The 24,711-nt window shown below is 49.5% G+C and carries 24 protein-coding genes; 12 read left to right on the forward strand and 12 right to left on the reverse strand.

Annotated features, from left to right (window positions below; genetic code table 11):
• Window positions 1-35 precede the first annotated feature (35 nt).
• On the reverse strand, window positions 36-290 hold the full coding sequence (locus EWM57_RS06700) for a hypothetical protein (protein ID WP_129920366.1): 255 nt from the start codon (window positions 288-290) through the stop codon (window positions 36-38).
• Between the two features lie 90 nt (window positions 291-380).
• Window positions 381-1,847 carry a hypothetical protein gene (locus EWM57_RS06705; protein WP_129920367.1) on the reverse strand — a complete coding sequence of 489 codons (1,467 nt, stop codon included), beginning with the start codon at window positions 1,845-1,847 and terminating at the stop codon, window positions 381-383.
• A 591-nt stretch (window positions 1,848-2,438) separates the two neighbouring features.
• Here EWM57_RS06705 and EWM57_RS21915 point away from each other — a divergent pair.
• The 4 genes from EWM57_RS21915 to EWM57_RS06725 all read left to right on the forward strand — a co-directional run bounded on the left by EWM57_RS21915 (window position 2,439) and on the right by EWM57_RS06725 (window position 8,290).
• Window positions 2,439-3,023 (forward strand): murein L,D-transpeptidase catalytic domain-containing protein, encoded by a 585-nt coding sequence (locus EWM57_RS21915; protein ID WP_394345401.1) that lies wholly within the window; start codon window positions 2,439-2,441, stop codon window positions 3,021-3,023.
• A 173-nt stretch (window positions 3,024-3,196) separates the two neighbouring features.
• Window positions 3,197-4,840 (forward strand): 5'-methylthioadenosine/S-adenosylhomocysteine nucleosidase family protein, encoded by a 1,644-nt coding sequence (locus EWM57_RS06715; RefSeq protein WP_129920369.1) that lies wholly within the window; start codon window positions 3,197-3,199, stop codon window positions 4,838-4,840.
• The gene (locus tag EWM57_RS06720; protein WP_129920370.1) at window positions 4,830-7,463 is read left to right on the forward strand and encodes an AAA-like domain-containing protein; all 2,634 of its coding nucleotides are present in this window, start codon (window positions 4,830-4,832) and stop codon (window positions 7,461-7,463) included. Before EWM57_RS06715 ends, EWM57_RS06720 begins: the two co-directional genes overlap by 11 nt.
• Before the next feature lie 137 nt (window positions 7,464-7,600).
• Window positions 7,601-8,290 (forward strand): recombinase family protein, encoded by a 690-nt coding sequence (locus tag EWM57_RS06725; protein ID WP_129920371.1) that lies wholly within the window; start codon window positions 7,601-7,603, stop codon window positions 8,288-8,290.
• Window positions 8,291-8,358: 68 nt separating this feature from the next.
• Here EWM57_RS06725 and EWM57_RS06730 read toward each other — a convergent pair whose 3' ends face one another.
• Window positions 8,359-8,787: a hypothetical protein gene (locus EWM57_RS06730; RefSeq protein ID WP_129920372.1), complete on the reverse strand. Its 429-nt coding sequence runs from the start codon at window positions 8,785-8,787 to the stop codon at window positions 8,359-8,361.
• A 36-nt stretch (window positions 8,788-8,823) separates the two neighbouring features.
• On the opposite strand from EWM57_RS06730, the gene EWM57_RS06735 reads away from it, so the two are divergent.
• The 4 genes from EWM57_RS06735 to EWM57_RS06750 all read left to right on the forward strand — a co-directional run bounded on the left by EWM57_RS06735 (window position 8,824) and on the right by EWM57_RS06750 (window position 11,633).
• Complete coding sequence (locus EWM57_RS06735; RefSeq protein WP_207218275.1) at window positions 8,824-9,780, forward strand: ADP-ribosylglycohydrolase family protein; 957 nt, start codon at window positions 8,824-8,826, stop codon at window positions 9,778-9,780.
• Window positions 9,781-9,955: 175 nt separating this feature from the next.
• Window positions 9,956-10,462 carry a hypothetical protein gene (locus EWM57_RS06740; RefSeq protein WP_129920373.1) on the forward strand — a complete coding sequence of 169 codons (507 nt, stop codon included), beginning with the start codon at window positions 9,956-9,958 and terminating at the stop codon, window positions 10,460-10,462.
• Entirely contained in the window at window positions 10,401-11,024 is a 624-nt protein-coding gene (locus tag EWM57_RS06745; RefSeq protein WP_129920374.1) for an LIM domain-containing protein, read from the forward strand. Before EWM57_RS06740 ends, EWM57_RS06745 begins: the two co-directional genes overlap by 62 nt.
• Window positions 11,025-11,288: 264 nt before the next feature.
• Window positions 11,289-11,633: a hypothetical protein gene (locus EWM57_RS06750; protein ID WP_129920375.1), complete on the forward strand. Its 345-nt coding sequence runs from the start codon at window positions 11,289-11,291 to the stop codon at window positions 11,631-11,633.
• Window positions 11,634-11,916: 283 nt separating this feature from the next.
• Here EWM57_RS06750 and EWM57_RS06755 read toward each other — a convergent pair whose 3' ends face one another.
• Together EWM57_RS06755 and EWM57_RS06760 are read right to left on the reverse strand one after the other, a co-directional pair.
• Complete coding sequence (locus tag EWM57_RS06755) at window positions 11,917-13,410, reverse strand: tyrosine-type recombinase/integrase (RefSeq protein WP_165370439.1); 1,494 nt, start codon at window positions 13,408-13,410, stop codon at window positions 11,917-11,919.
• Between the two features lie 96 nt (window positions 13,411-13,506).
• Window positions 13,507-14,010, reverse strand: coding sequence for a DUF4112 domain-containing protein (locus EWM57_RS06760; RefSeq protein ID WP_129920377.1), 504 nt, complete (start codon window positions 14,008-14,010; stop codon window positions 13,507-13,509).
• A gap of 149 nt (window positions 14,011-14,159) precedes the next feature.
• On the opposite strand from EWM57_RS06760, the gene EWM57_RS06765 reads away from it, so the two are divergent.
• Complete coding sequence (locus EWM57_RS06765) at window positions 14,160-15,149, forward strand: aldo/keto reductase (protein ID WP_129920378.1); 990 nt, start codon at window positions 14,160-14,162, stop codon at window positions 15,147-15,149.
• 251 nt (window positions 15,150-15,400) lie between these two features.
• Here EWM57_RS06765 and EWM57_RS06770 read toward each other — a convergent pair whose 3' ends face one another.
• Window positions 15,401-16,870, reverse strand: a complete 1,470-nt coding sequence (locus EWM57_RS06770) for a diadenylate cyclase (RefSeq protein ID WP_129920379.1) — start codon at window positions 16,868-16,870, stop codon at window positions 15,401-15,403.
• Window positions 16,871-17,063: 193 nt separating this feature from the next.
• On the opposite strand from EWM57_RS06770, the gene EWM57_RS06775 reads away from it, so the two are divergent.
• A complete protein-coding gene (locus EWM57_RS06775; protein WP_129920380.1) occupies window positions 17,064-17,324 on the forward strand; it encodes a hypothetical protein in 261 nt (86 codons plus the stop codon).
• A 64-nt stretch (window positions 17,325-17,388) separates the two neighbouring features.
• On the opposite strand, the gene EWM57_RS06780 is transcribed toward EWM57_RS06775, so the two are convergent.
• On the reverse strand, window positions 17,389-18,606 hold the full coding sequence (locus EWM57_RS06780; RefSeq protein ID WP_129920381.1) for a BaiN/RdsA family NAD(P)/FAD-dependent oxidoreductase: 1,218 nt from the start codon (window positions 18,604-18,606) through the stop codon (window positions 17,389-17,391).
• A 142-nt stretch (window positions 18,607-18,748) separates the two neighbouring features.
• Here EWM57_RS06780 and EWM57_RS06785 point away from each other — a divergent pair, with 142 nt between their 5' ends.
• A complete protein-coding gene (locus EWM57_RS06785; RefSeq protein ID WP_129920382.1) occupies window positions 18,749-19,936 on the forward strand; it encodes a cation:proton antiporter domain-containing protein in 1,188 nt (395 codons plus the stop codon).
• A 96-nt stretch (window positions 19,937-20,032) separates the two neighbouring features.
• Here the strand turns inward: EWM57_RS06785 and EWM57_RS06790 are convergent, their stop codons facing one another.
• The 4 genes from EWM57_RS06790 to EWM57_RS06805 all read right to left on the reverse strand — a co-directional run bounded on the left by EWM57_RS06790 (window position 20,033) and on the right by EWM57_RS06805 (window position 23,515).
• Complete coding sequence (locus EWM57_RS06790) at window positions 20,033-21,811, reverse strand: chloride channel protein (protein WP_129920383.1); 1,779 nt, start codon at window positions 21,809-21,811, stop codon at window positions 20,033-20,035.
• Between the two features lie 115 nt (window positions 21,812-21,926).
• On the reverse strand, window positions 21,927-22,754 hold the full coding sequence (locus EWM57_RS06795) for a mechanosensitive ion channel family protein (RefSeq protein WP_129920384.1): 828 nt from the start codon (window positions 22,752-22,754) through the stop codon (window positions 21,927-21,929).
• 90 nt (window positions 22,755-22,844) lie between these two features.
• Window positions 22,845-23,210 carry a hypothetical protein gene (locus EWM57_RS06800; RefSeq protein WP_129920385.1) on the reverse strand — a complete coding sequence of 122 codons (366 nt, stop codon included), beginning with the start codon at window positions 23,208-23,210 and terminating at the stop codon, window positions 22,845-22,847.
• Between the two features lie 5 nt (window positions 23,211-23,215).
• On the reverse strand, window positions 23,216-23,515 hold the full coding sequence (locus EWM57_RS06805; protein WP_129920386.1) for a hypothetical protein: 300 nt from the start codon (window positions 23,513-23,515) through the stop codon (window positions 23,216-23,218).
• A gap of 21 nt (window positions 23,516-23,536) precedes the next feature.
• Here EWM57_RS06805 and EWM57_RS06810 point away from each other — a divergent pair, with 21 nt between their 5' ends.
• Complete coding sequence (locus tag EWM57_RS06810) at window positions 23,537-24,040, forward strand: hypothetical protein (protein ID WP_129920387.1); 504 nt, start codon at window positions 23,537-23,539, stop codon at window positions 24,038-24,040.
• Between the two features lie 193 nt (window positions 24,041-24,233).
• On the opposite strand, the gene EWM57_RS06815 is transcribed toward EWM57_RS06810, so the two are convergent.
• Window positions 24,234-24,668: a nucleoside deaminase gene (locus EWM57_RS06815; protein ID WP_129920388.1), complete on the reverse strand. Its 435-nt coding sequence runs from the start codon at window positions 24,666-24,668 to the stop codon at window positions 24,234-24,236.
• Window positions 24,669-24,711 lie beyond the last annotated feature (43 nt).

Consider the following 24,711-nt stretch of genomic DNA (forward strand, 5'->3'; position numbering starts at 1 on the left):
ACTTCTCTTTTGACCTATCAGAAAAGGATGCTCAGCTAGTCCAGTTCAGATAACCATTGTTCAGCATCCTTGCTCCACTGGTGGTCGGCAGCCTCGTTGGCATCAATGCCTGACTGAATGTAATAGCTTACTTGAATCAGGTGTAAGAAGTACTGTTCCTTCTTAGCCTGTTCAAGCCGCTCTTCTACTTCCTCTTTCGTAGCGACACGAGTACCGTAGGGTCGCTGAATTTTGTTGCTATCAGGTATAGTAATTGTGTAATATTTAGTGCCTTTAGTTCGAGCTAGCATAACAACGGGGTTTAGGTGAACGGTATACTACGCAAACTTTAAAATATAGTTAAGAAAGTGCTAGGGTGTAGGTGATGCAACATGATGAGTCTACTTCAATTCCTCTGGATTCACAGTAGGAGCAATACCAACTGATCCCTTGAAGCTAGCTAGTATTAGCTCTCTCACTTGCTCAGCGTGTGCTTTGAGCACAACTATACTATCATGGATAGTTGCGCACCATACACCCTCGTTTGTGAGTCTTTTAGCTATAGTATTGAGAATGATACCAGCTTCCCGACGCTGCATCTCAATTGCTAGTTTCTCATAACCGGCTTCTTTCTTCTCGTTGATCAACTGATACACGTTCGGGAATTCGGTTTGGAATACCTTGCCCTCTTTCGTGCGCTTGCTATAGCTGGTTTTGCAGAAGAATATCTTAGCGAAGAACTCTACTTTGAATGCTTTCCGGTTATCTTCTGGTACGTTCATCAACTTCATTACGTGTTCATAAAACTCACCAGATGCTGTAAGCTGCATGTACTTGGTTACGTCTGCTGGTATAGCCTGACCTCTGTACTTATCTGCTAGTAAGTAGTTAAATAAGAATGGTTGACTATTGCGTATGTCTTGGTTTACAAGACTATCAGCAGACTCTTTATGATATAGGAACTGACGTAAATCAGAGGATAGGTTACTGATGTTAGTGTATATTCTGCTGGTTATATCTGGTTGCTCTACAAACCATTTCTCATTTTTGATATTGTATACTGACATCAGATCAGCGCTATAAGCATTGTGTATGTGATTTACTAACACTTCATATGCATTGCTCTTTTCTTTTGTTAATGCTTTCTCTAAGTCTTTTGAATCTAGAATGTATTGCTGTATACTGCCGAAATTAAGTGTAGGGTTCATAAGAGAAGAGGTAGAGGGTAGGGGAGTGGAAGAACCAGATAAAGAAGAGATAAAAGAATGAAAATCAAGCTTCAACAAGGTTAATGCAATATTGATTTCAATATTACCAGCTTTAACAATAGAAGACAATCTAGCTTTATGAGACTCAACAATAGACAAGCTAGAAGAATGTTTTAATTCAAGATATTCAGATACTTTATCATTGATACCGAACTTGGAGAGATTAGACCATTCAATCGTTGCGGTTGTTTTCTCTTTATATGCTGCATGTTGTTTAGCTAGTTTCTTAGTCCAAACCTCAGCTTTGAATATATTACGTAAGATAGCCTTACTGACATAAGCCGGTGCAATACGATAACCTTTGCTTTTCTCTCCTTTGATATAATGATTGTCGCACTGGATAATACCCCACTGCTTTAGGTTGTCTAGCAACTGACCTGCATAGCGCTTGCCTAAGAACTTTTCAAGTGTACTAAAGTGTAGGTTTGTGTAACCAAACGAGTAAATTTGACGGTTAAATACACGTCCTTCACAAATCTTGTGTATGATGTAGTTGTACTTATCAATATGATCAAACTTGTAGCGGTCTGAGATACCAATAGAATCAAAGAGGATATTGAAATCAATCTTGCTTGGTACGATAAATTGTGATTGTGTCATAGTTACTTATTGTTTTTAGTTAAAACTGGCTTCCTAACCAGTGTCACATTAATTGTTTTTATATATCATCCTAAACGGTAGGAAAGCAAGGGAGGCAAAACAATTAATATGACACGTTAAAATACCTCCCTTGCACCGTCATAGATTACGTCTGTGAGTCGTTATGATGTATATAGTAACTTGGGTAGGCGTAGTTTGAAGTTTCAAGTAGCTTTACTGAAATTCTTTTTAAGAAATATATTCAGACATTTTAGGCATAGAAAAAGGCTCAGTGTAATTGCTGAGCCTTTTTGTTGAATGTTAATTTGATTCTGTAATTGGTGTAGCTGTGTGGTGCTGGTTTTCATGACCGGGTGCCTATTGGTTTTTGCTTAATACTGCAAATTTATACTGGTGGTTTTTATTAATCAAAAATAATTTTGTTTAGAAAATATATTCAGACAGTTATATTGGTTTGGAGTATGATATAAGTGTTTTTTAGCCTAAAAGATATTCACACACTTTAATAATTTTATGTTAGCTGCACATAACTTAGGCAGATTTGGTTATAGCATAATGTGTGTTTTCTGCGTTTAAGATTTTATGAAACGAATGTTTGTGTATATTTTAGCCTTACTATTTGCTTTCTGTTGCTGGTGCTTGATATTTCATGCCTCTGTATGGTCAGTTTACTACCGCCTGAAATACTTTACCTATGATGTAGTCCAGCGTCCACATCTAAAGGACGTGACTCGCATAGTAGGTCATAATCCGTTCTATGATCAGCGCCATGCTTTGGTGATAGATATGGCTTTGCCATCGTCAGCGCCAAGGCTACGGGTATATGATCTGCTAAGGCAAAAGCTTGTATACCAAACCCGCGTAATGCATGGCAAGGGTAGTGGGCAGATTAAAGCAACACGATTCTCCAACCGAATATCTAGCCAAAAAACGGCGCTAGGTCGCTATGTGATTGTTGAGCGATACCTAGGTAAATTCGGACAAGCATACCGGTTGGCAGGGATAGATGCTAGTAACTCAAATGCTTTGACACGAGGGATTGTCCTGCACTCATCTCGGTTCTTTAGCCGGACCCATATAGGGCGCAGTGAAGGTTGTCCCACGGTATCATTGAAAGCGATCCAAGCTATGGGCAAGTACTTGCGAGAAGGGACTGTGATATGGATCCACATATAGGACACCATTGTGACCTCTATTACTGGCTCTTTTTTCATGCACCTACTAGGGGCAGTGAAATTCATTAAGAATTGTTTGTTACTTTCAGTGCTAAAAGTTCTGGCTTCTTAAAAAAGTTAAAGAATTTCTTTGCAATATTAAACTTTTGGTTTCAAGCTTTGATCACTGTTTAAATGGATTACAGAAGTATTAGTGAAGATGATTTTTCAAAATATATTGATTTGATGTCAATAGTTTTGGTTACGGTCACCGAAATAGAGAAAGAATGCCTGCATGAAAGAATTTCTCCCTTGCCAGAGCTGACGCATATATTGGTGGTCCAAAAACAATTCTACACCTATTATCTTGGAATGCTAGGTAAGTATGCGGTATGCCATGTTGAATCAAGAATGGGTACTAGTGGAGCTGGAGCATCAATAATGACAGTTCAACAAGCTATTGAGTTTGTAAAACCAGTTATTATAATAATGGTTGGAATCGCATTTGGAGGTGATGAAACTAAACAAAGAATTGGGGATGTATTAGTGTCCGAATTGGTTGTGCAGTATGAAAATATTAAAATAAAGCGTAATAAAATTGAGTGCCGAGGGTTCAGGCAAATGTCTAGTGTCCTGTTATTCAACAGATTTACCAAACCAATAGGCTGGAGCTTTTCTTTGACAAAAACAAGAAAGTCAAAGATCATTTATGGGCACCTACTTTCGGGTGAAAAATTAGTTGATGATAAAAAGTATAGAGATCAATTGTTGAAAATATTTGAACCAGCCATTGGTGGAGAGATGGAAGGCGCTGGTTTGGTGTCGGTTGCACATGCTTATAATAAAAATTGGCTTGTTGTAAAAGGCATTTGTGATTTTGCTGATGGTAATAAGGCGGTAAATAAAATAAAGAAACAGTATTTGGCTGCTAGGGCAGCAGTTGATCTGTGTGCTTGTGTATTTACGGATATGCACACTTTTCAGGATTTAGGCGTTATTCCGCTTAAAGAAGAAGCAAAAGAATTAAGCGCCTTATTAAAGCTTGATCAGGTTTTGTTTGCCGATTCTACCTTTAACTCATATTCAGCATCAAAAGAACAGTATTACTTAATTAGGGAGATTGATAAAAAATACAATAATATTCTAGATTCAAAATCAAATATATGGTCGTATGGGGATAGCGGGCTTGGGAAAACTTGCATGACCTTTCGCAATCTTATACATGCTAATAAAAAAGTATTCGTAATTGATTTTTCAAGTGTTGATACCGAAGATATGTTGTCTGTATTTGATTACATGCATGGTAGGCTTCTTGATGCTGCTAATTGCGAAGTCCAGAACAAGCCTAACACCTTGATGAAGGTAATGGATATGATTTGCGAAACCTTGAATAGGTTTTATAGCAATACGTATTTGGTAATGGAGGAAATGCCTATTGGAACTGGCAAAGAAAATATCTTTAAACATGTATTTTCTATGATCCTTAAAAATTCAATGCAATATCCTGATTCAACAGTAAATTTTTGTTTTACATCAATTGGTGATCCAAAAGAATCAGTTTTGTCAATTGCAGAGAAGATAGGGGAGAAGATACATTTTATGGAGGTAAGCGAGTGGGAAGAGTCTGACATGAAATTGTTATTAAATATAATGCTTGACGCCATCAAGTGTAAACTCAGTCAAGAATATTTTGATGCTTTGATTAAGTTCTCTGCAAGAAATCCAAGGAAGTTGAAGACCGGTCTCCGCGACTTGGTTTTGTTTGCGCAATTTAAGGATCAGTCTTTTGAAGCGTCAATGCACCAATACTTTGAAAACAAATTTGGACATGTTAAATAAAATTCTCAGGTCGTATACAATAATTCCCGAGCACCTTTACGTACGTAGAGAGGCAGATAGGTTAATGGAGTTTATAATAAATGATACAGGTAGACCGGGCTACGTTTTAGTTGCAAGACAAATGGGTAAAACCAATTTGCTTCTAAATGCAAAGGAGCAATTAATTGGTCCTGATGATGCATGCGTATACGCGGATTTTTCCAATTCATTTAGAACTGCAAGAGAGTGTTTTCGTTATATTATTGACCTTGCTATTGAAACCAACCCTGAAAAACTTCACTTTCTAACTGATAGTATTAAAAAATCCCGTGATGAAAGGGATGAGGTAGATCATGTTGAGCACTTGCAAGAGCTAAGAGCGATTCTGAGGGTGATTAAGGGTAAATTAATTATCTTGATTGACGAAGTAGACGCAATGACTACAGTTTCATTTTCAGATATTATTTTTAAACAAATAAGAAGTGTATACTTCTCTAGAACAAATTACCCAGTTTTACATAAGCTGAATTATATTCTCTCTGGTGTAGGGGAGCCAGCTAAACTTATTAAAGATCCTAAAATATCGCCTTTTAATATCGGTCAGGAAATATTTTTAGGCGACTTTAGTTATTTAGAATACCAAGAGTTTCTAAAAAAAGCTAAGTTGAATTTAAGCAATGAAGTTGTTGAAAGGGTATATTATTGGACTAATGGAAACCCAAGAATGACCTATGAGGTGTGTTCAGCAGTAGAAGATGTATTGCAAATTGATTCTGCAATTGATGCCGAAGTAGTGGATAAGATTGTCAATATGATGTATTTGACAACATATGACAGAGTTCCACTAGACAATATCCGCAGTATGGTGCAGTCAGATCAAGAAATGGCAAGTGCGGTAAAAAGCTTAAAGAACAGGGAACTGGCTTCAATTACAATGACGCAACGGCGCCAACTGTATCTAGCAGGGATAGTAGGTGCAAATTTTGAGAATGATAAAATTAATATAAAGAATAGAATTATTGACCATGCTCTTTCGAATGAATGGCTATCAGAAATTGTTGAGGAAGATAGCAGCTTAGTAGAACTAGCGTCTATTGCCTTCGCTAACAAGGATTATGATGGTGTAATTTTGCTGTTAGAAGAAAATATTGATAAGTATACTGGGTTTGACTTTGTCATTCTACAACAAACAATAATCAGTGCATATTTCAATAAGCAAAAATTTGACAGCATTGTTGAGCACTTTGACAAGCGTGGAGCTGAAGTGAGCAGTGCACTGCCAAAAGGGGCACTTAGGTTGAAGCTTGAATCATTATTTCTATATGCTTCTTCTCTTATTGAGCATGCAGAGTATAATAAATCATTTTCTATATTAACTGTAATTGTTGGTTTTAAGTTGTATAATATTCATTATTTCAATTCTTTGTTAGGTATAGCTAACTTAGTAAGTTCTATTGATTTATTGGACGAAAAAAATCAATCTTCTATTGAAGAAAACGATTTTAATCAAATTTCAATTTATTCAAGAATAGTACATGAAATAGGCAGCGTTAAATATATTTTGTCAAAAGATGAATACGATTTGGTTACATTCGCTGTGTACTGTAATATGGGTTTATATTATCAAAGTATAAACGAAACTCAGTTGGCATTTTCGAATTTCAATGAGGCATTTAGTCGTGCAGGTAATGCGTTGCAGCCTTTTGTGTTGTACCATATGGCTACAACTTCTCAGAATCCAAATGAATCTAATTCTCTGTACTTAGATACTATTAATGCAATTGTGAATAATAAGTTAAACCTTAGGGATTACTTTGGTAACACTGCTATTTATTTTGGTTATGTTAATGCATTTGATCTGATTAAACGTTGTTTAGAATTTAGCCGTGAATATGCATTTGTTTTGATTAAATATATTTATGATGAAGAGATGAAGATGCCTAAATTAGTTGGCGCGAATTATGGTAACCAAAAAGCTACGGAAGAGATAGTTGCCAGAGATGAAATATTTATAACTTCTTTTGATGAATTCTCTTCATCACTTTCAAAGGAGCAAATGAAATTTGGTTATTACATTTTCAAAGAGTCAAGCGTGACTTCGGTAAACCGAGGTAAGCCATTCGTAGATGCAATGCTGAAATATGATTATTTAAACGAGCTGGATTCAATAGATTTATCTCATATTTCAGTTGTCGTACATAATGCTATACAGAATGATGAGGTCGATTTTTCGCAAGATGTAGTTAAATACATGCGAGATCACTATTTTAATAAAAAGGGTAGGTCAATATCTGAGATAACTCTTATGGATTATTATGAGATGGAGATAATGAAGAAGAGGTCAAAATCATTTGAAGTTTTTGATAAAGCCAAATCCATTCTTACTGCACTTAAGGGTTTTGATTTTGATAGTAATGAATCAATATTTGTTGATAAGAAGAATGTTGATAATATTCGTAACGTTGCGTTTAAGACATATACAGAGTTGATGCCTAGATTTTCCACAGATATTGATAGTAAGTTAGGTGAACGAAATAGGCGGGTTACTGTGCTGTACAAGAATGGCTTAAAGCTTACAGATAAATTCAAGCGTTTTGAAAAGGATTTAATAAAAGGCAAGTGTAAGGTTATTGGAAATGATTAGCGTAGTTTTTCTAAAATATGATTTGTGGGCAAGCTGACACTAAGTAGTGTTTTGTGTAGTGTTTTGTATGCGCATTACATCAACGAGCGTTTACATAATGCGCGGTTTCGTATCTTGTGGATACTTTCCCATAGATTATGCTTGATCACCGTAACCAGTTCATTACTTACTATCGCGTTTCAACCCAGAAGCAGGGCACTTCAGGATTGGGGTTAGAAGCGCAGAAAGCAGCAGTCAACTCTTTTGTGAAGGATTCTGCACATATACTCGGTGAGTTTGTTGAGATAGAAAGTGGAAAGAAAGATCATCGTCCACAGCTACATGCTGCCATTGCAGCAGCGCAGAGTCAGAATGCGACCCTGCTCATCGCCAAGTTAGACCGACTCTCTCGTAACGCTGGGTTCATCTTTGCCTTGCGCGATGCTGGTGTTACTTTCCTGTGTTGCGACATGCCTGATGCCAATTCGCTGACCGTAGGGCTGTTCGCCGTCATAGCGCAGCACGAGCGCGAAACCATCAGCAAGAGGACAAAGGATGCACTTGCGGCGAAGAAAGCCAGAGGTTGTACGCTAGGTTCACCTCAAAACCTAACCGCTGCTGCACGAACCAAAGGTGAAGCAACAAGGAGGAGGAATGCTCAAGAGAACACACAGAATAAGCAAGCCAGCAAGCTCTCGGTCTTATTACATGCGCAGGGGCATTCACTACAACAGATAGTTGTTGAGCTAAACGATGCCGGTTTCAAAACCCGCCGGGGTAAACTCTTTTATCATTCGGCAGTACAGAGGTTGCTCAGAAGAGGCAAGGTGGAGCCGGCTGTAACCTAACCTGATCTAAGCGAGAACCTGTATATCAATACAATTTACCTTGAAGGCTGGCACAACTATGCGTGTTGTTATTCACACATATGTTGGGTTCGTTCCAAGTAGGTTAAAATATTAGAGTAGGTATTGCCGTTTGGAATATAATAAGGAGATGCACTAGTCATTATTAGTTGATCATCTTTCTGAAAATTAAATACCACATCAAAGCTGCAATCCTTATCCAGTGGCAGGAGGTCGTTTTCCATAATAGAAAGCACGTTCAGAAAGATGGCGATCCGGGGTATGCCTTGAAACCCAACTGTCCATGCACCTCCTTGGTGCTCGATATGGGTGATCTCGCTGGAGCCTCGGGGCAGGCAGCCATATCGTTGAAGGTAGATCGTTGTTAGCGTAGATGCCTCAGTTGGGGTGGTAGATGCGCGACCAATAGGTTCGCCTTTTATTTCTGCCGGCACGAAGTGAGAAAACGAGGTATCAATGTAAATTCCTGAGTAAGCCATGGTTAACATTTATTTTGTTGTAGTATATATTCAACAATGATGGACATACTTTCTGCTTGTCGTAGTATACTTCTTGGACACGCGATTGCGGACTCTATGGGAGTTCCCGTTGAGTTTGAGGACCGTACCGAGCGCCAGCTCGATCCCGTTGTTGGCATCCGTGGCTATGGCACCTTCAACCAGCCTCCCGGCACATTTTCTGATGATTTTTCCCTTACCGCCTGTCTTGCCGAGAGTCTATGCGCTTCGGGATCGCAGCGCGTGGACCTCACTGATTTGGGCAACCGTTTCACCAACTGGCTTCGGTATAATTACTGGGCAGCCGATTCGGTATTTGACATAGGTATCGCAACCAGAGCTGCCATTGAGCGGCTGGAAAGAGGATCTCCTGCGGAAAGAGCAGGTGGGAATGAGGAGTTCGACAACGGGAATGGCTCCATAATGAGAATCCTGCCCTTGCTTATCCATCCCTTGTGGCAAAACGGAAGCCCAGATGAACGGCAAGCATTAACAGAAAGGGTCGCTAGTGTCACGCACCGCCATCCCCGTTCCATCTTCGCGTGTTGCCTTTATCTAGAGATTGCAAACCAGCTACTTCATGGCAGGTCGTGCCAAGACGCATACGCCGAAGTGTGCCGCACATTCATTCCTTCGCTGAGCAAGCGTTTGAAGAAAGAGGAAGTCCACTTCTCTCGCATATTGGATGGAAAATTAGGCGAGCTTCCTGAGGGCGCGATTGAATCGGGCGGTTACATTGTCCACACCCTCGAAGCATCGCTCTGGTGCCTGTTGCGTCAAGAGACGTACGCTGCTACAGTTTTGGCGGCGGTGAATCTGGGGTTTGATACCGATACCACGGCGGCGGTCGCAGGAGGGCTCGCAGCGCTTGCGTACGGTGAACAAGACATTCCAGACAGTTGGTTGGGAATACTGGCTCGTCGTAATGATATTGAAGATCTGGCAGAGCGGTTGGCAACGCGAATATGCTCCTGATGTGCGTTGTTGTGCCATGAATCAAGTAAAATGATCATGTTTTGGCTCATCAGCCTCTTTGCTACAGGGCGTCATCTCAAGGGTAAGGACAGAGCATAACATTCCCGCCGACTTTTGTTCACACCACTATTGCAGTAATGAAATATAATTCAATGACCATATCGGATTCCTACTTATGGTGCTAAAGAATACAAGCGCCGCAATCTGCCTACCAGAAGAATACCACATTGCTCAGAACATAGTGGATGTTTACATAGGTCAGTTAGTAGAAATCTTATTGCTTGATACCTACAAAGGTCTGAATACTACTGGTATTTCACAAGATGTAACTTGGCAAGAGGATAATAAAGATGCCAAGCACATTATAGACTTATTAGCTGATCAAGGTAAATACGATCTGGTGTCAACAATTATTATCAAACACGTATTCATGTCTGTTCTAGGAGATTTCGTTGAGTTCCTGAGTGAATCAGTTAACGCAATCAAGTCTGCTAAATTCGGTGTCGGCTTTGCGCTGCTGCGGAAACCAATTGTTGATGAATTACTAATATTTGAAGAAATATTTCTTGATAAGAATGGCTATTATGACAGGTATTATGCGAAAGGCAATATACGTTCATATGACCCATCTTATAGGGGGGGAGGCTGTATACAAAGCCATCATAGAGAAAGCTGTAGATAAAGCACCGATGAACTTTGTATTTGATGCTACACATTTATATCAGCTACGATATGATAAAGGAACCAAGGATGGTTTAAACTGGATAACGAACCAAGCCCTGCACATTGTTACTACGGACAAGCGTTATACGACTCCTGATCAAGAACTTAACTTTGTGTACTCTACGACTGAGGATTATGAAAAATATTGGAAGTTCTACTATGCTAAACTCCCATACCTATTGTTCTATGCTGTAACCGTTATTGACGAAATCGTATTCGGCTTATTACCCGAACAGATTGATCATAAGCGGGTAAGAGCATACCGCCGAATTATAGTGCATCAAGTATTTCGCGGGGTTTCCGGTTTAGCGGAAAGAGAGGAAAAAAACTCCTTTAACGATCTGTTAGCCGAACTGATACCTGACCTCATTTATACATGTACCAGTTGTCAGGCGCAAATAGAGCCGACCGTAGATGATTTGATATGGTTTGCATTCAATAACGTATTTCTCTGTCCGAACTGTAAACACGACCAGCTTGGGGATCCGACGTTTCGGCTTAAGTTCCATGAGTTAGACTAAGGCAAGTACTTGCTGCAAGACATCTTCGCGCTCACCATTCATGATTCTGTAATCTGCGAAAAGCAAAATATCAATGAAGTGCTTACTCTGATCAAACAGGAGTCCAATATGCGTGGTCTGAATCCTAGTATTGAAAGTAACCCAATTGATTCCTAAACAACGGCAGATTTTCTTCTGTGTATGAAAAAATAATTGCTAGGTTTTTAGAGTATTTTATTGCTGATTTGTCTCGGTATTAAACAAAACCAATTAAACCGTTCGCCAATGGCACTTGATGTAGCGCAGTTTCAGCAGGTTCTTGATCTTGCTAGTAAATCAGAGGCAACTTCCAAAGAGCTGCGTAAGGCTCTCAACCGTATTCAATCAGCCGTTCAGAATCTGGATGTAGCGGTAGGAGATGCAATTGCCATTCTCGATGGTGGTGTTGAACCGAAGCAGAAGAAGCCTTATTCTGGTAAGCCTCGTGGACGTCGTAAGAAAGAAGCTGGTGGTACGCAGGCTATGCTTGAAGGCATTCAGGCAACAGCAGCCGGTGATACAGCTAGCGACACAGCAGCGTTAGCGTCGACTATTGAATCAACCAGTAAGAAAGCTGGCAAGGGTAAATAACACCATCATGACTTGTAGGATAGCCCGATTAGTAGACCTAATCGGGCTTCTTTGTGTTGAACAATATGCTTTTCACTACGACCTACTACAGCGGCTATCATATTTAGACGGATTGTATGTTTAAGCTAACTTCATTGTGGTATTAATCATTTGTAATTTGTGAAGATTAGGTGTGATCTTATTTACGACGCAAGCATAGTTGATACAATACCTAAACAAGACGATAGCGGGCATAAAAAAGAGCCACTGCTAGTGGCTCTTTTGCTGCTGAGTGTCTGTAAGGCTATGCTATTTTCATTTTGCTGGTTGATGACTCTGTTGGCATAACCCAGCCCGCTTTGCTCATTTCATCTGTGTTAAGCGAACCATCACCATAGACATTCATAATCATATCCAATTCTGAGTGACCAACAATGTTCTTGATTGCTGTTATTTTCATTCCATCATTCAGGCTCTTATTGATAAATGTTTTTCTCGCTGTATGGCTCAAGATCAATTCTCTTTTGAGTTTGGTGTTATCCTCCTTCCCAACGTTGTTCTTAAAGTTGGTTCTGATTAGCGTGTAGCAGCCGATATCAGCTCGTTTCATCATCTTGTTCATAAAGTAACCAACTTGTGCAGTGTACTTAATACCTGTGCCTGTTTCCTTATCAAAAGCGAAGTTATAGTTGTGAAACTCTAAGACTCTTAGCGCGTCAGCGGTTACTGGTACTTCTACCATCTTAGTTGTTTTCTCTTGTAGTATCTTAATCTTCAAGCCGCCATCAATTTCTTGTATATGATGCTTTCTTACTTTCAGTGCATCAACAAATCTAAGTCCGGTATTTGCCATGAATACATAGAAATCACGGTGAATAAGTTCTTGATCCGTTTCTGTTGGCATGTGAGTAACAGCTTCTAATTCATCCTTGCTTAGAAATACTACTTTGTCATTCTGTACTTTCTTCAAGCCGGATTTCCATTTCTTAACTGAGCTAATGTCATAACCGAACTTATCAGCATAGAAGTAATAGACAATCTTCATTTTCTGTAACAATTCTCTGACAGAGCTATTGCGCATTCCTTTTATGTAAATAATGTCGTTGAACTCTGGATTAATTTCCTTCTCTATTGACATTGCTTCATGGTCAATGACTCTTGTATCTTTATTGGTGGTTAAGTATTCTCTGAAATTGTTTAACAACGTCTTGTTAATATCAGTGATATTTAATGTTGGTTTCCAATTTTCTATAATAGACTTTAGGCTAGTGTAGTTCTTAATGCTACTTGGTTTCAGTGTTGTGTTCTCTTTTAAGAATGAATCAATGTGAGAAGTGAATAGCTTAGATACATGTACGCCTTGATCTTTCTCTTCTTGCTCTATTTCAAGTTTCTTTAGTGTTACTTGCTTTTCTAGCTCAGCTAACTCAGAACGCAACATATCAAGAGTACGACCTAGTATCTTCTTAGCGGCTGGGGCTAATGTTTTGAGGTGCTGTAACTTCTCGTATTCAGTATCTAAGTTACGCTTGAACGGCTCTACACCATTCCTTTCACATTCAGCTAAGCAATACTCAACGTCTGACAATAGAGCTTGGATTAGCTTGTTCAACTCACCAGCATCTTTCCTATTTATAACGCGTCCGGTTGTCTTGTTGAACTCGTTTGGAGCTATGGTTACACCAGATACTTTCTTTTGAAATGGTACCTTATCTATGTGCGCTTTATGACTGTAGTTGATGCTGACACCAATTGTACCATTCGTGTTCGTACGCGGCTTGAAGCTAATCTTTCCCATTTTGCACTTTGTTAAGTTGGTGTATCTGGCTGAAAGCGAGTTGATACACAAAGATAACAAAGTCTCTGATACTGTATAAAGCATGTATAAGTTGGCTTATTGGAGGTAGTGATACAGAGCCTTTAAAGCAACGATTCCACCCCACGAAATCAGACCAATTACAACGAATAAAATGCTGAATATCAGTACTATTAATCCCTTGCCTGATCCTGTGTGCTTACCAGTAGCATAATGGTCTTTTAAAAGCCTAACATTCTTCTCGTTGCTCTTGTAGGCGAAATCGAACAGGTTGCCCAGAATCGGCACAGCTCCCACGATGGTGTCGATAAGGATGTTGAGGGCCATGCGCACGACCACCGCGCCGCTGGCTCCGTGGCGCATCATGGTCAGCAACAAAGCTCCGGACACGGCAAATGTGGACAGGTCGCCGATAACCGGAATCAGCCCCAGCAGCGGGTCGAGGCCGAAGCGGAACCGGGTGCCGGGCAGCTGAAACTGGCTGTCCATGAGGCGGGCCACGCGCTCCACCCAGCGCAGGCGCTCATCGGTATCGAAGGAAGCGGAAGCGGGCGGGGTGGGCTGATTGCGAACGGGCTGCATGGGAGAGTTTTTTTCGTCTTAAACGCGGGCCGCGGGCAAACGGCCGACCGACCAAGGCCGGAAAATCGTAGGGAAGCCTGCCAACCACTTGGCGCCTGCGACGGTTGTTGTCTTCCCGTTCTTTCTACCACCTAAAAAACTGTTTTGCTATGGAAACCAGAATTCTGGGCCGCTCCGGCCTGCGCGTCTCCGCCCTGGGCCTGGGCTGCATGGGCATGTCCGACTTCTACGGGCAGCCCGACGATGCCGAAAGCACCCGCACCCTGCACCGGGCCCTGGAGCTGGGCGTCACGTTTTTCGACACCGCCGACATGTACGGCCCCTTTAAAAACGAGGAGCTCGTGAGCCGGGCCTTCCGCGACCGGCGCGACCAAATTGTGCTGGCCACCAAGTTCGGCATCCTGCGCGACCCCAACGACCCCACCAAGCGCGGCATCAGCGGCCGACCCGAGTACGTGCGTCAGGCCTGCGAAGCCAGCCTCAAGCGCCTGGGCACCGACTATATCGACCTCTACTACCAGCACCGCGTCGACCCCGCGACGCCCATTGAGGAAACTGTGGGAGCCATGGCCGAGCTGGTCAAGGAAGGTAAAGTGCGCTACCTGGGTTTGAGCGAAGCTGCCGCCGACACGGTGCGCCGGGCCTGCGCCGTGCATCCCATTGCGGCCCTGCAAACCGAGTATTCGCTCTGGAGCCGGGAGCCCGAAGACGAGATTTTGCCTGCCATTCGGGAGCTGGGCGTGGGTTTCGTACCCTACAGTCCGCTGGGCCGGGGCTTTCTGACGGGCCAGATTCAGCGCTTCGAGGACCTGGCGCCCGACGATTACCGCCGCCACACGCCGCGCTTTCAGGGCGAAAACTTCCAGCGCAACCTCGACCTGGTAGCCCGCATCCGCGACATTGCCGCCCAGAAAGGCTGCACCGCCGGGCAGCTGGCCTTGGCCTGGGTGCTGGCCCAGGGCCAGGATGTGGTGCCCATTCCCGGTACCAAACGGGTGAAGTACCTGGAAGAAAACCTGGGTGCCCTGCAGGTTCAGCTCACGGCCGCCGAGCTGCGCCAGATCGACGAAGTAGCGCCCGTCAATGCCGCCGCCGGCCCCCGCTACCCCGCCGCCATGATGAACTCGGTGAATGGGTAAAGCGGTGAAATGGTGGAGTAGTGAAGTGGTGAATTGCCGTTCCGCTGGGGCTGGTGTCCTGCTTGGCATGGCGAGCAAGGCGAAGCAATCCGTCATTTGAAACGCCACAAACCCTGTTGACCAAGAAGCCCCGACGTTGCGCGAACGTCGGGGCTTTTTAGTGTAGATAGAATAAGGCATTGCCGCCGCTTGAGGCGCGAAATGTCGTGCCTCCTCGCAATGACAGGAGATGAACTCACCAGTTCACTACCTCACCGCCTTACCGGAGGGAGCAGGTCAATCAGGCCGTCTTCGCTGACTACGATGGCCATGCAGGCGTAGTGGCTGCTTTCCACGTAGCGCAGAGCGGAGTTGTAGCGGGAGCCGCGGGAGGAGTCACCCTTTTCGGTAGCCAGGCCGTCGAGGATGGCCCCGATGGCATAGCAGATACCCGACGGGTCAATGAACACGGCTCCGTCGATGTTGGTCACCAGCCGCAGCACCGAGGGCGTCATGATGCGGGGCGTGACACGGAAGCACTGCCGGGTGAGGCGCACGGCTTCCTGGGCGGCACCTTCCGATATCACCAGGATGGTACCGTTGGTTTGCTTAGTAGCCTTGAGCGTGAGCTCCCACAAGTACGCAATGCCCGCCGCATCGACGGTGGGAAATACGTGGTTGATGGCCCGGGCAAAGTTTTCCTCGTCCACGCGGCCCTGAGGCAGGCGGGGGGTGTTGGTGACCACCTTCATCATCACGTTGCCGCTGTGGCTGAGCTCCCAGCTGTAGTGCTTGGTGAAGTGGACCGTGAACAGCGGCTCGTAGTGCGGGTCGCTGGGCTCGACCAAGTGGCCCAGGCCGAAGACGTTGGCCGCGTCGGTAATCAGGGACGTGCGGCCCTCACTGAGCTCCAGTAGCTTACGAATGGAGCGGTGGTCGCGCAGGGTGATGGGGGTTTCGAGCGTCAGCACGGGCACCACGGCGGGGTGGTGGCGCCGGGCGACGAGCATGGTGCCCACGCCTTCGTCGCCCTCGTGGCGCAGGGCCGCCACACCGTTGCAGGCATCGTAGAGGCCGTGGTTGCCGGCGGCGGGACGCAGCATAAACCGGCGCCCGGCGGCCCGCAGCACCTCGTTGTAGTCGCGGTCCAGCACCGGCCGGTCGTCGTCGGTGTCGGTTTCGCGCAGGGCCCGGGAGCAGTCCTGCAGAAACTCCTGCACCGCCGCCGACAGCAAGGAGCTGGAGCGCATGCCGACCTGGGGCGGCAGGGAGTAGTAGCTCTGGAACGTTTCGGCCGAGAGCTGGAGCACGACCACCACCAGGTAGCCGTTCAAGCTCACGGGCAGGGAGCAAAAGCTCAGCCGGTCCTCCTGGTGGCGCTCAATCAGTCCGTTGAGAAGCTGCTCGGTGGCCGAGCGCATCAAATCGTACCAGCGCAGCTTCTCGAACCGGTCGTGGTCGGTGGGGTGCAGGTGATAGACCACGTCGCGGGGGCCGTCGGGCTCCAGGCTCGCGGCCCGGGCCTTGACGTCGGCAAAGTCCGCGGGCTTGTAGCGGTGGGTGGGGGGCTCAATGACGACGGCCTGGGGCTCGTCGGTTTCACGGGCCGAGGCCAGGCCCAGCAGGAAAACCTCGGGCTTCAGATTTCGGTCGAGCAAATTAAAAACACCATCGGCAAAAAGCTGGGCCGTGACGCGAAACAGGCTTTGGTGGTCCCACATGGGCAATTCGGGGCGGGGCAAACGAACGGGGAGGAAGGGCGTGAACCGGAAGGTACGGGAAAACGCGGCGGAAGGTGGTCGTCGGCCCGCACAAGATTCCGGGCCGGTAAGCCCAACAACGCCCTGCCGGCGCGGTTAGTGGGGAGAAACCCGCGTTCCGGCTTGCGAATGGGCGGCGGCGGGTGTAACTTAGATATTCCAGCCGCCGCCCGCCATGTTTATCGATATCATCCTGGCCCTTGCCTGCGCCATGTCGTTTTTACCCCTCACCACGGGGTATTGCGCCTACAGCTACGGCCGCTCGTTCTGGCTGTGGTTTGCCCTGGGCTGGGTGCTCCCGATTGTCTCGTTTTTCCTCTTGTTTGCCCTGCTCTACCGCAAGGAAATGGACGGGGGAGAGCAGGCCCTAGCCCAGGCCAAGGAAATTCTGGCCGCCGCCGAGGCCCGCAGCGTCCGGCTCCGGGAGCCGGAATAAGTCATTTGCTCCTTCTTTAATAAACGCCTGCCTGCACCCGGGTGGGCTTTTTTGGGGCCGACCGCTACCAACTTTCCAGCCATTGCCGCACGCCCCGGGCGGCGGCAGCCCCAGTGCTGAAGCAGCCCTGAAGCAGATAGCCGCCCGTGGGAGCTTCCCAGTCGAGCATTTCACCGGCCACAAAAACTCCCGGCCGCGGCCGCAGCATCAGGTGTTCGTCTACCGCCGCCCAGTCGACGCCGCCGGCTGTGGAAATGGCCTCGTCCAAGGGCCGCAGCCCCGTTACGGGAATTGGCAGGTGCTGGAGTAGCTGGGTTAGTGCTTCCGCCGAGGCGGTGGCTTCGGCCGGGGCCAGCTCGCGCAGCAGCGTCGGTACGGGCCGGCCCAGGCGCAGCTGCTGCTCCAGAAAAACGGCCAACGACTTGCCGCCCCGGGGCTTGCGCAGTTTCTGCACCAGCTGTTCCGGCGTCAGGTCGGGCTTGAGGTTGAGCACGAGCGGAGCCGGGGCTGAAACGGCCAACGCCGTCCGCAGCGCGGGCGTGAGGGCGTAGACCGGCGTGCCTTCCAGCCCGTAGTCGGTCAGCATCAGCTCGCCCCGCACCGTAGTTTCGTCGCAACTCAGGGCAATGTTTTTGAGGGGGACGCGCCCGATTTTCTCCCGGAAAAAAGTCGACCACGCCACTTCCGCCCCGCAGTTGGAGGGCGCAAACGGTGCGCTGCCCACCCCGACGGCGGCTAGGGCCGCCACCCACTGTCCGTCGGAGCCGGTCTTGGCCCAGCTCGCCCCGCCCAGGGCCAGCACCGTGGCGGCTGGTTGCAGCTCGGTTTCCTGCCCGGTAGCCTCGTTGCGCATCCGTAGGCCAGTGGCCGAAAAACCCAGCCAGCGGTGGCGCACGTGCACTTCCACGCCCAACTCGTGCAGGCGCGTGAGCCAGGCGCGCAGCAGTTGAGCGGGCTTGTAGTCGGCCGTGGGAAACACCCGGCCGCTGGTGCCCACGAAGGTATCCAGTCCCAGGCTGGTCACCCACTGGCGCAGGTTGTCGGGGGAGAAGTCCGTCAGGAAGCGGGCAAACCGGCCTTGGTGGAGGCCGTAGCGGGTTGCGAAGCCGGGCTGCGGCTCGGCGTTGGTCAGATTAAACCCCCCGTGTCCGGCCACCAGAAACTTGCGGCCCACCGTGGCCTGGGCCTCGTAGACCCGGACCCGGTACCCGGCTTCAGCCAGGTGCTGGGCAGCCAGCAGCCCGGCCGGTCCACCCCCGACAACGGCAACGAATAAAGACATAAGCAGCGGCTAAAGAGGCTGCAAGGTACGCGCGCCAGCAGTGCCGACCCAGCCCGGACCATACCCCAAATAGGCGGCTAGTCCGGCGCAATGGCTACGGCAGCCGTATAGCCGAGTTGATTTCTGCACCAAACCAGCATCTATGGGGCCGTATACCATTCTGATCGGGCTGAGCATGGCCGTCATTCTATCCTATCTGTTCGACCTGGCCGCGCGGGCCACCAAGATTCCCTCGGTGCTCATGCTGCTGCTCACCGGCATTGCCCTGCGCCAAGCTGCCGACTACACCGACACGGTGGTGCGCATTCCGCAGGTGGTGCTGGAAATTTTCGGCATCATCGGCCTGATTATGATTGTGCTGGAAGGCGCCATGGATTTGAAAATCAGCCGGGAGAAGGCCCCGCTGATTCGGCGCTCCTTCGTGGCAGCCGCGCTGATGCTCATCGTGCAGGCCGTGGCCATTGCCCTGCTGCTGCGGGCCTACGTGGGCGCTCCGCTGCAAACCTGCCTGGTCAACGCCGTGCCCCTGGCCGTGATTAGCAGCGCCATTGCCATTCCCAGCGTGGCCAACCTGTGGGGGGAAAAGCAGGAGTTTATTGTCTACGAAAGCACGTTTTCCGACATCCTAGGCATTATGTTCTTCAACTTTGCGCTGCAGGACAATTTCGCCCAGGGCATTTCCGTCGTCACCTTCTCCCGCGACGTGGTAGCCGTGGTACTGGTGGCCGTCGTCAGCACGGCGGTGCTGGCTTTTTTGCTCGACCGGATCCGGCTGCACATCAAGTTCTTCCTGATTTTCGCCTTTCTGATTCTGATCTACAGCCTGGCCAAGAAGCTTCACCTGTCCTCCCTGCTCGTGGTGCTGGTGTTCGGCTTGGCCGTCAACAATGCCGAGCTGTTTCTCAAAGGGCCGCTGCAGCGCTGGTTTCGGCCCGAGCGGCTGGCCAGTGAGCTGCACCAGCTCAAGACCATTACCGCCGAGTCGGCCTTCCTGATTCGCACCTTTTTTTTCCTGCTCTTCGGCTTTTCCATCACCATCAGCAGCCTGATCAGCGCCACGCTGCTCATCCAGGGCGTACTGATTGTGGCCGTGCTCACGGCCATCCGCTACGTGTATCTGCGCTTCGTGGCCCGCACCGACCTCATTCCCGAACTGTTCATTGCTCCCAAGGGCCTGATTACGGTGCTGCTGTTTTTCAGCATTCCCCGCCAGCACTCCATCGGCGAAATCAGCGAAAACATCCTCTTTATCGTCATCCTGCTCACCGGCGTGCTGATGATGGTCGGCCTGCTGCTGGCCCCGAAAGAACCCGAGCTGGGGGAGTACTGAGTTGATTAGTTGTTAGTTGTTAGTTGTTCGTTGCCGGGCCGTTGAACGATGCTGACAACTGACAACTAACTACGAACAACTAGCAACTGACAACACCTATTCCGTCTCCTTCAGTAACTGGCGGCGGTAGCTGCTCAGGATGGCGGATTTGCGGATAAAGCCCACATAGCGGCCGGCGTTGGCCACGGGCAGGGCGTAGACGTTGAGCTGCTCCATGCAGCGCAGCGTGTCCAGCATCATGTCGTCGGGGTTGACCACGGCCGGGGGCGGGGTCATCAGGTCCCGCACCCGGGTGGTGTTGTAGTGCTCGTCGTCGAAGAGGGCGTCGCGCACGGTGTCGAGCGTGATGATGCCCAGCAGTTGCCCGTCGTCGTCAACCACCGGAAACAGGTTGCGGTGGGCGTGGCGAAACACGGTGACCAGCTCGCCCAGGGTGCTGTCGGGGTGCACCGGCACGTAGTCGGTCTGCACCAGCGACAGTGGGTCGAGCTGGGCCAGCAGGCCCCGGTCCCGGTCGGCGTGCATGTGCACCCCGCGCGTGACGAGCTTGCGGGTATACACCGAGTAGGGCTCGAAGTAGCGGGTAATCAGGTAAGAGCTCGAGGCTACCACCATCAGGGGCACAAACAGGGCGTAGCCGCCGGTGATTTCCGCAATCAGGAAGATGGCCGTCAGCGGGGCGTGAATCACGCCCGCCAGCGTGCCGGCCATGCCCAGCACGATAAAATGCACCTCCGACACCGGGTAGACTCCGCTCAGGTTGATGATGCGGGCGGCAATAAAGCCCATCAATGCCCCGGCAAACAGGGAGGAGCCGAACATGCCCCCGTTGCCGCCCGCGCCCACCGTGATGCAGGTAGCAAACACCTTGAGCAGCATACTGGCGGCCGCCACGGCCAGCAGGGTCCACACGTTTTCGTCGCGGTACACCGAGAAGATGGAGTTGTCGACCAGGTTTTCGGGCTGCCCGCTGAGCAGCAGCTGCACGATGTTGTAGCCCTCGCCGTAGAGCGGGGGGAAAAAGAACACCATGATGCCCAACCCGAAGCCGCCCAGCACTACCTTGCGGAACGTGCCGTGCCAGCGCTCAAAGAACTTGTCGGCCCAGAAGTAGATTCGGATCATGTACACCGACAGCAGCGCCGTAAACAGCCCCAGCAGCAGGTAAAACGGGATGCCCTGCACCGGCCAGCTGTTGGTGATGAGCACGAAGGGCTGCCCGGCGTACAGGGCTTTGGAAACTACGGTGGCCGTGGCCGAGGAAATCAGCAGGGGAATGAAAAACGGCGCCGACAGCTCCGACAGAATCACCTCGACGGCGAACAGCACGCCCGCAATGGGGCTGTTGAAGATGGCCGCCACGCCCGCTGCCGCCCCGCAGCCCACCAGCAGGCGCCGCTCGCGCTGGCCCACGCGCAGGATGCGGCCCAGGTTGGAGCCCAGGGCCGAGCCCGTCACCGAAATGGGCGCTTCCAGCCCCGCCGACCCCCCGAACGAAACGGTCAGAAACGAAGTGATAAGCTGGGAGTAAAGCTTGCTGCGCGGCACCACGCTGCTCTGCCGGGCAATGTTGTAGATAATGGGGCCAATGCCCCGGCTCAGGGTGCCACCCAGCACGTAGCGGGTGAAAATGACCGTGAGGGCAATACCGATGATGGGGTAGAGAAACAGGGCAAACACCCGGTCCTGCTCGGGCACCCAGGCGTAGAGCAAGGTCTGGACCTCGTGCACTGAGGTTTTGATGGCCACCGCCGCCAGGCCCGCCAAGGCCCCCACCAGCACGCTTACCAGAATCAGGTAGACCCGGTCGTTGACGTGGCGCAACCGCCACAGCAACAGGGGACTCAGTAGCCGATGAAGGTAGTTTCTGGACATGGACTAGGCAATGGCGGGCAGCCCGTTCCGGGCCAGGGGGGAGCTTGCTCCGCTACCTCAACGCATGATACTGAAAAAGGGGTATTAACCGGCCACGGAAACGCAAAAATCGCGCCTACTGCATGGTTTTGGGGGGCGTGTAGCCAGCCGAAGCCAGCATGGCCCCGATGCCCTGCATCAACTCACTTTTGAGCTCCAGCGTGCCGCGGCGGTAGTCCTCGGCCAGGGTCCAGAAGTACACGTGCAGGTCCACGGTGCTGCCCACCGACTTCTCCAGCACCACGTAGGGCCGGTGGCCTTCCTGGTTTTCTACTTTGGCATTGGCCTGCACGTAGCGCAGCAGCAGATCCGACAACTGCTGAGACTCGCCCGCGTCGCCCAGGTCAACGCTCACCACGAAGTCCTGCCGGATGTGGCCGTCGAGGGTGAAGTTGGTCAGGGGCTCGCGCAGCACCACGGCGTTGGGAATGAAGATATCCTTGCCATCGAAGGTCTTGATGACCGTGGTGCGCAGGTTCAGCGCCTCCACCCGGCCCAGCAAGTCCTTGACCTGCACCGTGTCGTGAATGCGGAAAGGGCGGTTGAAAGCCAGCACCACGCCGGCCAGGAAGTTTTCGGCAATGTCCTTGAGCGCAAAGCCCACAATAAACGCCGATAGGCCCGCGCCGGCCAGCACGCCGCTGACCATGCCCGAAAGGCCCACCACCTGCATGGCCACTACCACGCCTACCAGCAGCAGGGCCCACTTGCTAAAGCGGGTCAGAAAATCAGCCAGGAGCAAATCGTGGGAACGGGCGCGGAGCTTGCCGCCCAGTAGTGCGCTCAGGCGGGTGGCTACCAGCAGGGCCAACCCCAGCACGATCAGGCCCACGAAGAGCTTGGGTAAAAGGTAAATAAACTGTTCCCAGTACGAGAATAATACGCGGCTCAAATCCTGTAGCATACGGTATGATTACGTGAGTGCCCGGGACAAACGGGAGGGGCAGCATCCGCTTTCGTGTACGGTCTGCCGCCACCCTGGGGTTCGGGACCCCTAGGCGGGGCGGTTGAGCCAGCCCCCAAAAGCCAAGGCTCCGAGGGCGTAAGCCACCACGTCGAGCGGGTCGGCGGTGGCACTGGGCTGCAGGTGGGGCAGTGCCAGCTCAAACCAGAGTGCAGTAACCACCCAGGTGCTAAAAATCCAGGCGGTGGGCAGCACGAAACCGGGGCGGCGAAAGTAAAGCCGGCGCAGCCCCACCAGTGCCACCGTCAGCTCCAGGGGCAGACAAACTAAATCGGCGAGGTAGGACGTGAGCAGGGGCAGCAGCAGTCCGGGCACGACGAAGCGGTTGAACTGCACGAGTCCGTAGGCGGCCACGCCCGCCACGAACAAAGGGTGCCGAAACTCACGGGGTAGCATGTGCGCTAGCCCGCCAGCACGGTGACAAACCAGAGAAAAAAGGCCATAATGGCCGCGAAGGCCAGTTGTCCGCCCCGCACGAGGTACTTGAAAAAGCGTAGTAATGGGCCGTCCGTCGGCTTGATGTCGATGAGCATAAACTGCGGCACCGGCTGGTTGGCAATTTCCTCCTGCTCGGCCGCCCGGCGCTGGGCCGCCGGGTCCAGCAGCTCGCCGCAGTACTCGCAGCAGTCAGTGGCCTGCTGCTGCCACGCGGACCACTGCCGGCAATGGGGACATTTCTTGGACGCGAACAAAGTTGCCATACCGTAAAAGTACGGCAGGAATTGTTGGCCGAACCCGGTCGGCTTCGGAGCGCCAAGACTAAGCAGTGGCCGGGTAAAAAGAAATACAACCCAGCTTTATCAGGCAAAAGTGCACGGCTAAAAGCGAAAATAAGGTTGGGTTTTTGCGAGGGATTTTTCGCTTCAATACGTTTTTTGCAATTAAAAATTACTCCGATTTATACGCCACTTGTTAATCATAAGAAAATTCATGTTTTCTTTGTCGCAACAGTACCCAACACACACTCTCTACAAACACACCCTACCATGGCAACAGCAGATTTGAACAAATTGCAGCAGCTTCTGAAAAGCGCTGAAGACAACGAACTCGTACTGAACCAGGTTCGCAAGAGCATGGACAAAGTGCGCACGGCGCTCGACGAGCTGAACGCCCTGCTGGCCCCGGATTATACGCCTGAGCGCAAGGAGCGTAAGCCCCGCGCCGCCAGCACCAATGGCACCGGCGCCCGTCGGGGCCGGCCGAGAAAAGATCAGTCGGCGGCCTAACGCCCTGCTTTTTTAATAAAGAAGCCCCCGTCAAGCAATTGGCGGGGGCTTCTTTATTTTTGGCCGTCAATAATTCCGGGCTGGTCTGGCTAGCTGAGCTATTTTAGTTTGCCGGTAAAAGGCGAAGTCAGCCGAGCGAATAATGGTTGCCGCTCCGACTGTCTGCTCAGCGTGCAGGTCCGCAATACGAACGTTAGAGCTCCATGATATCCTCGTTCCAGAGGGTGGGCTCGGCTTCGATAAATTCCTCCATCATCTGCACGCACTCGTCCAGGTCGAGGTCGACAACTTCCACGCCGTGGCTTTCCATAAATTCGCGGGCGCCATCAAAGGTGCGCGACTCGCCCACGATAACCTTCGGAATTTTAAATTGCACAATGGTGCCGGCGCACATAAAACAGGGCATCAGGGTGCTGTAAATAACCGTGTCGCGGTAGGTGCGCTGGCGGCCGGCATTGTTGAGGCAATCCATTTCGCCGTGCTTGATGGGGTTCAACTCCTGCACGCGCTTGTTGTGACCCTTGGCCACGATCTGGCCGTTGCGTACGAGCACCGAGCCGATGGGAATACCGCCTTCTTTACGCCCTAAGCGTGCTTCGTCGATGGCGGCCTGCATGAATTCGTCCATGGTAATTGGGGGGAGTGAGGAAGTGAAAAGGAGAAGTGATTAC

The organism is Hymenobacter persicinus, assembly GCF_004167665.1.
Lineage (GTDB): Bacteria > Bacteroidota > Bacteroidia > Cytophagales > Hymenobacteraceae > Hymenobacter > Hymenobacter persicinus.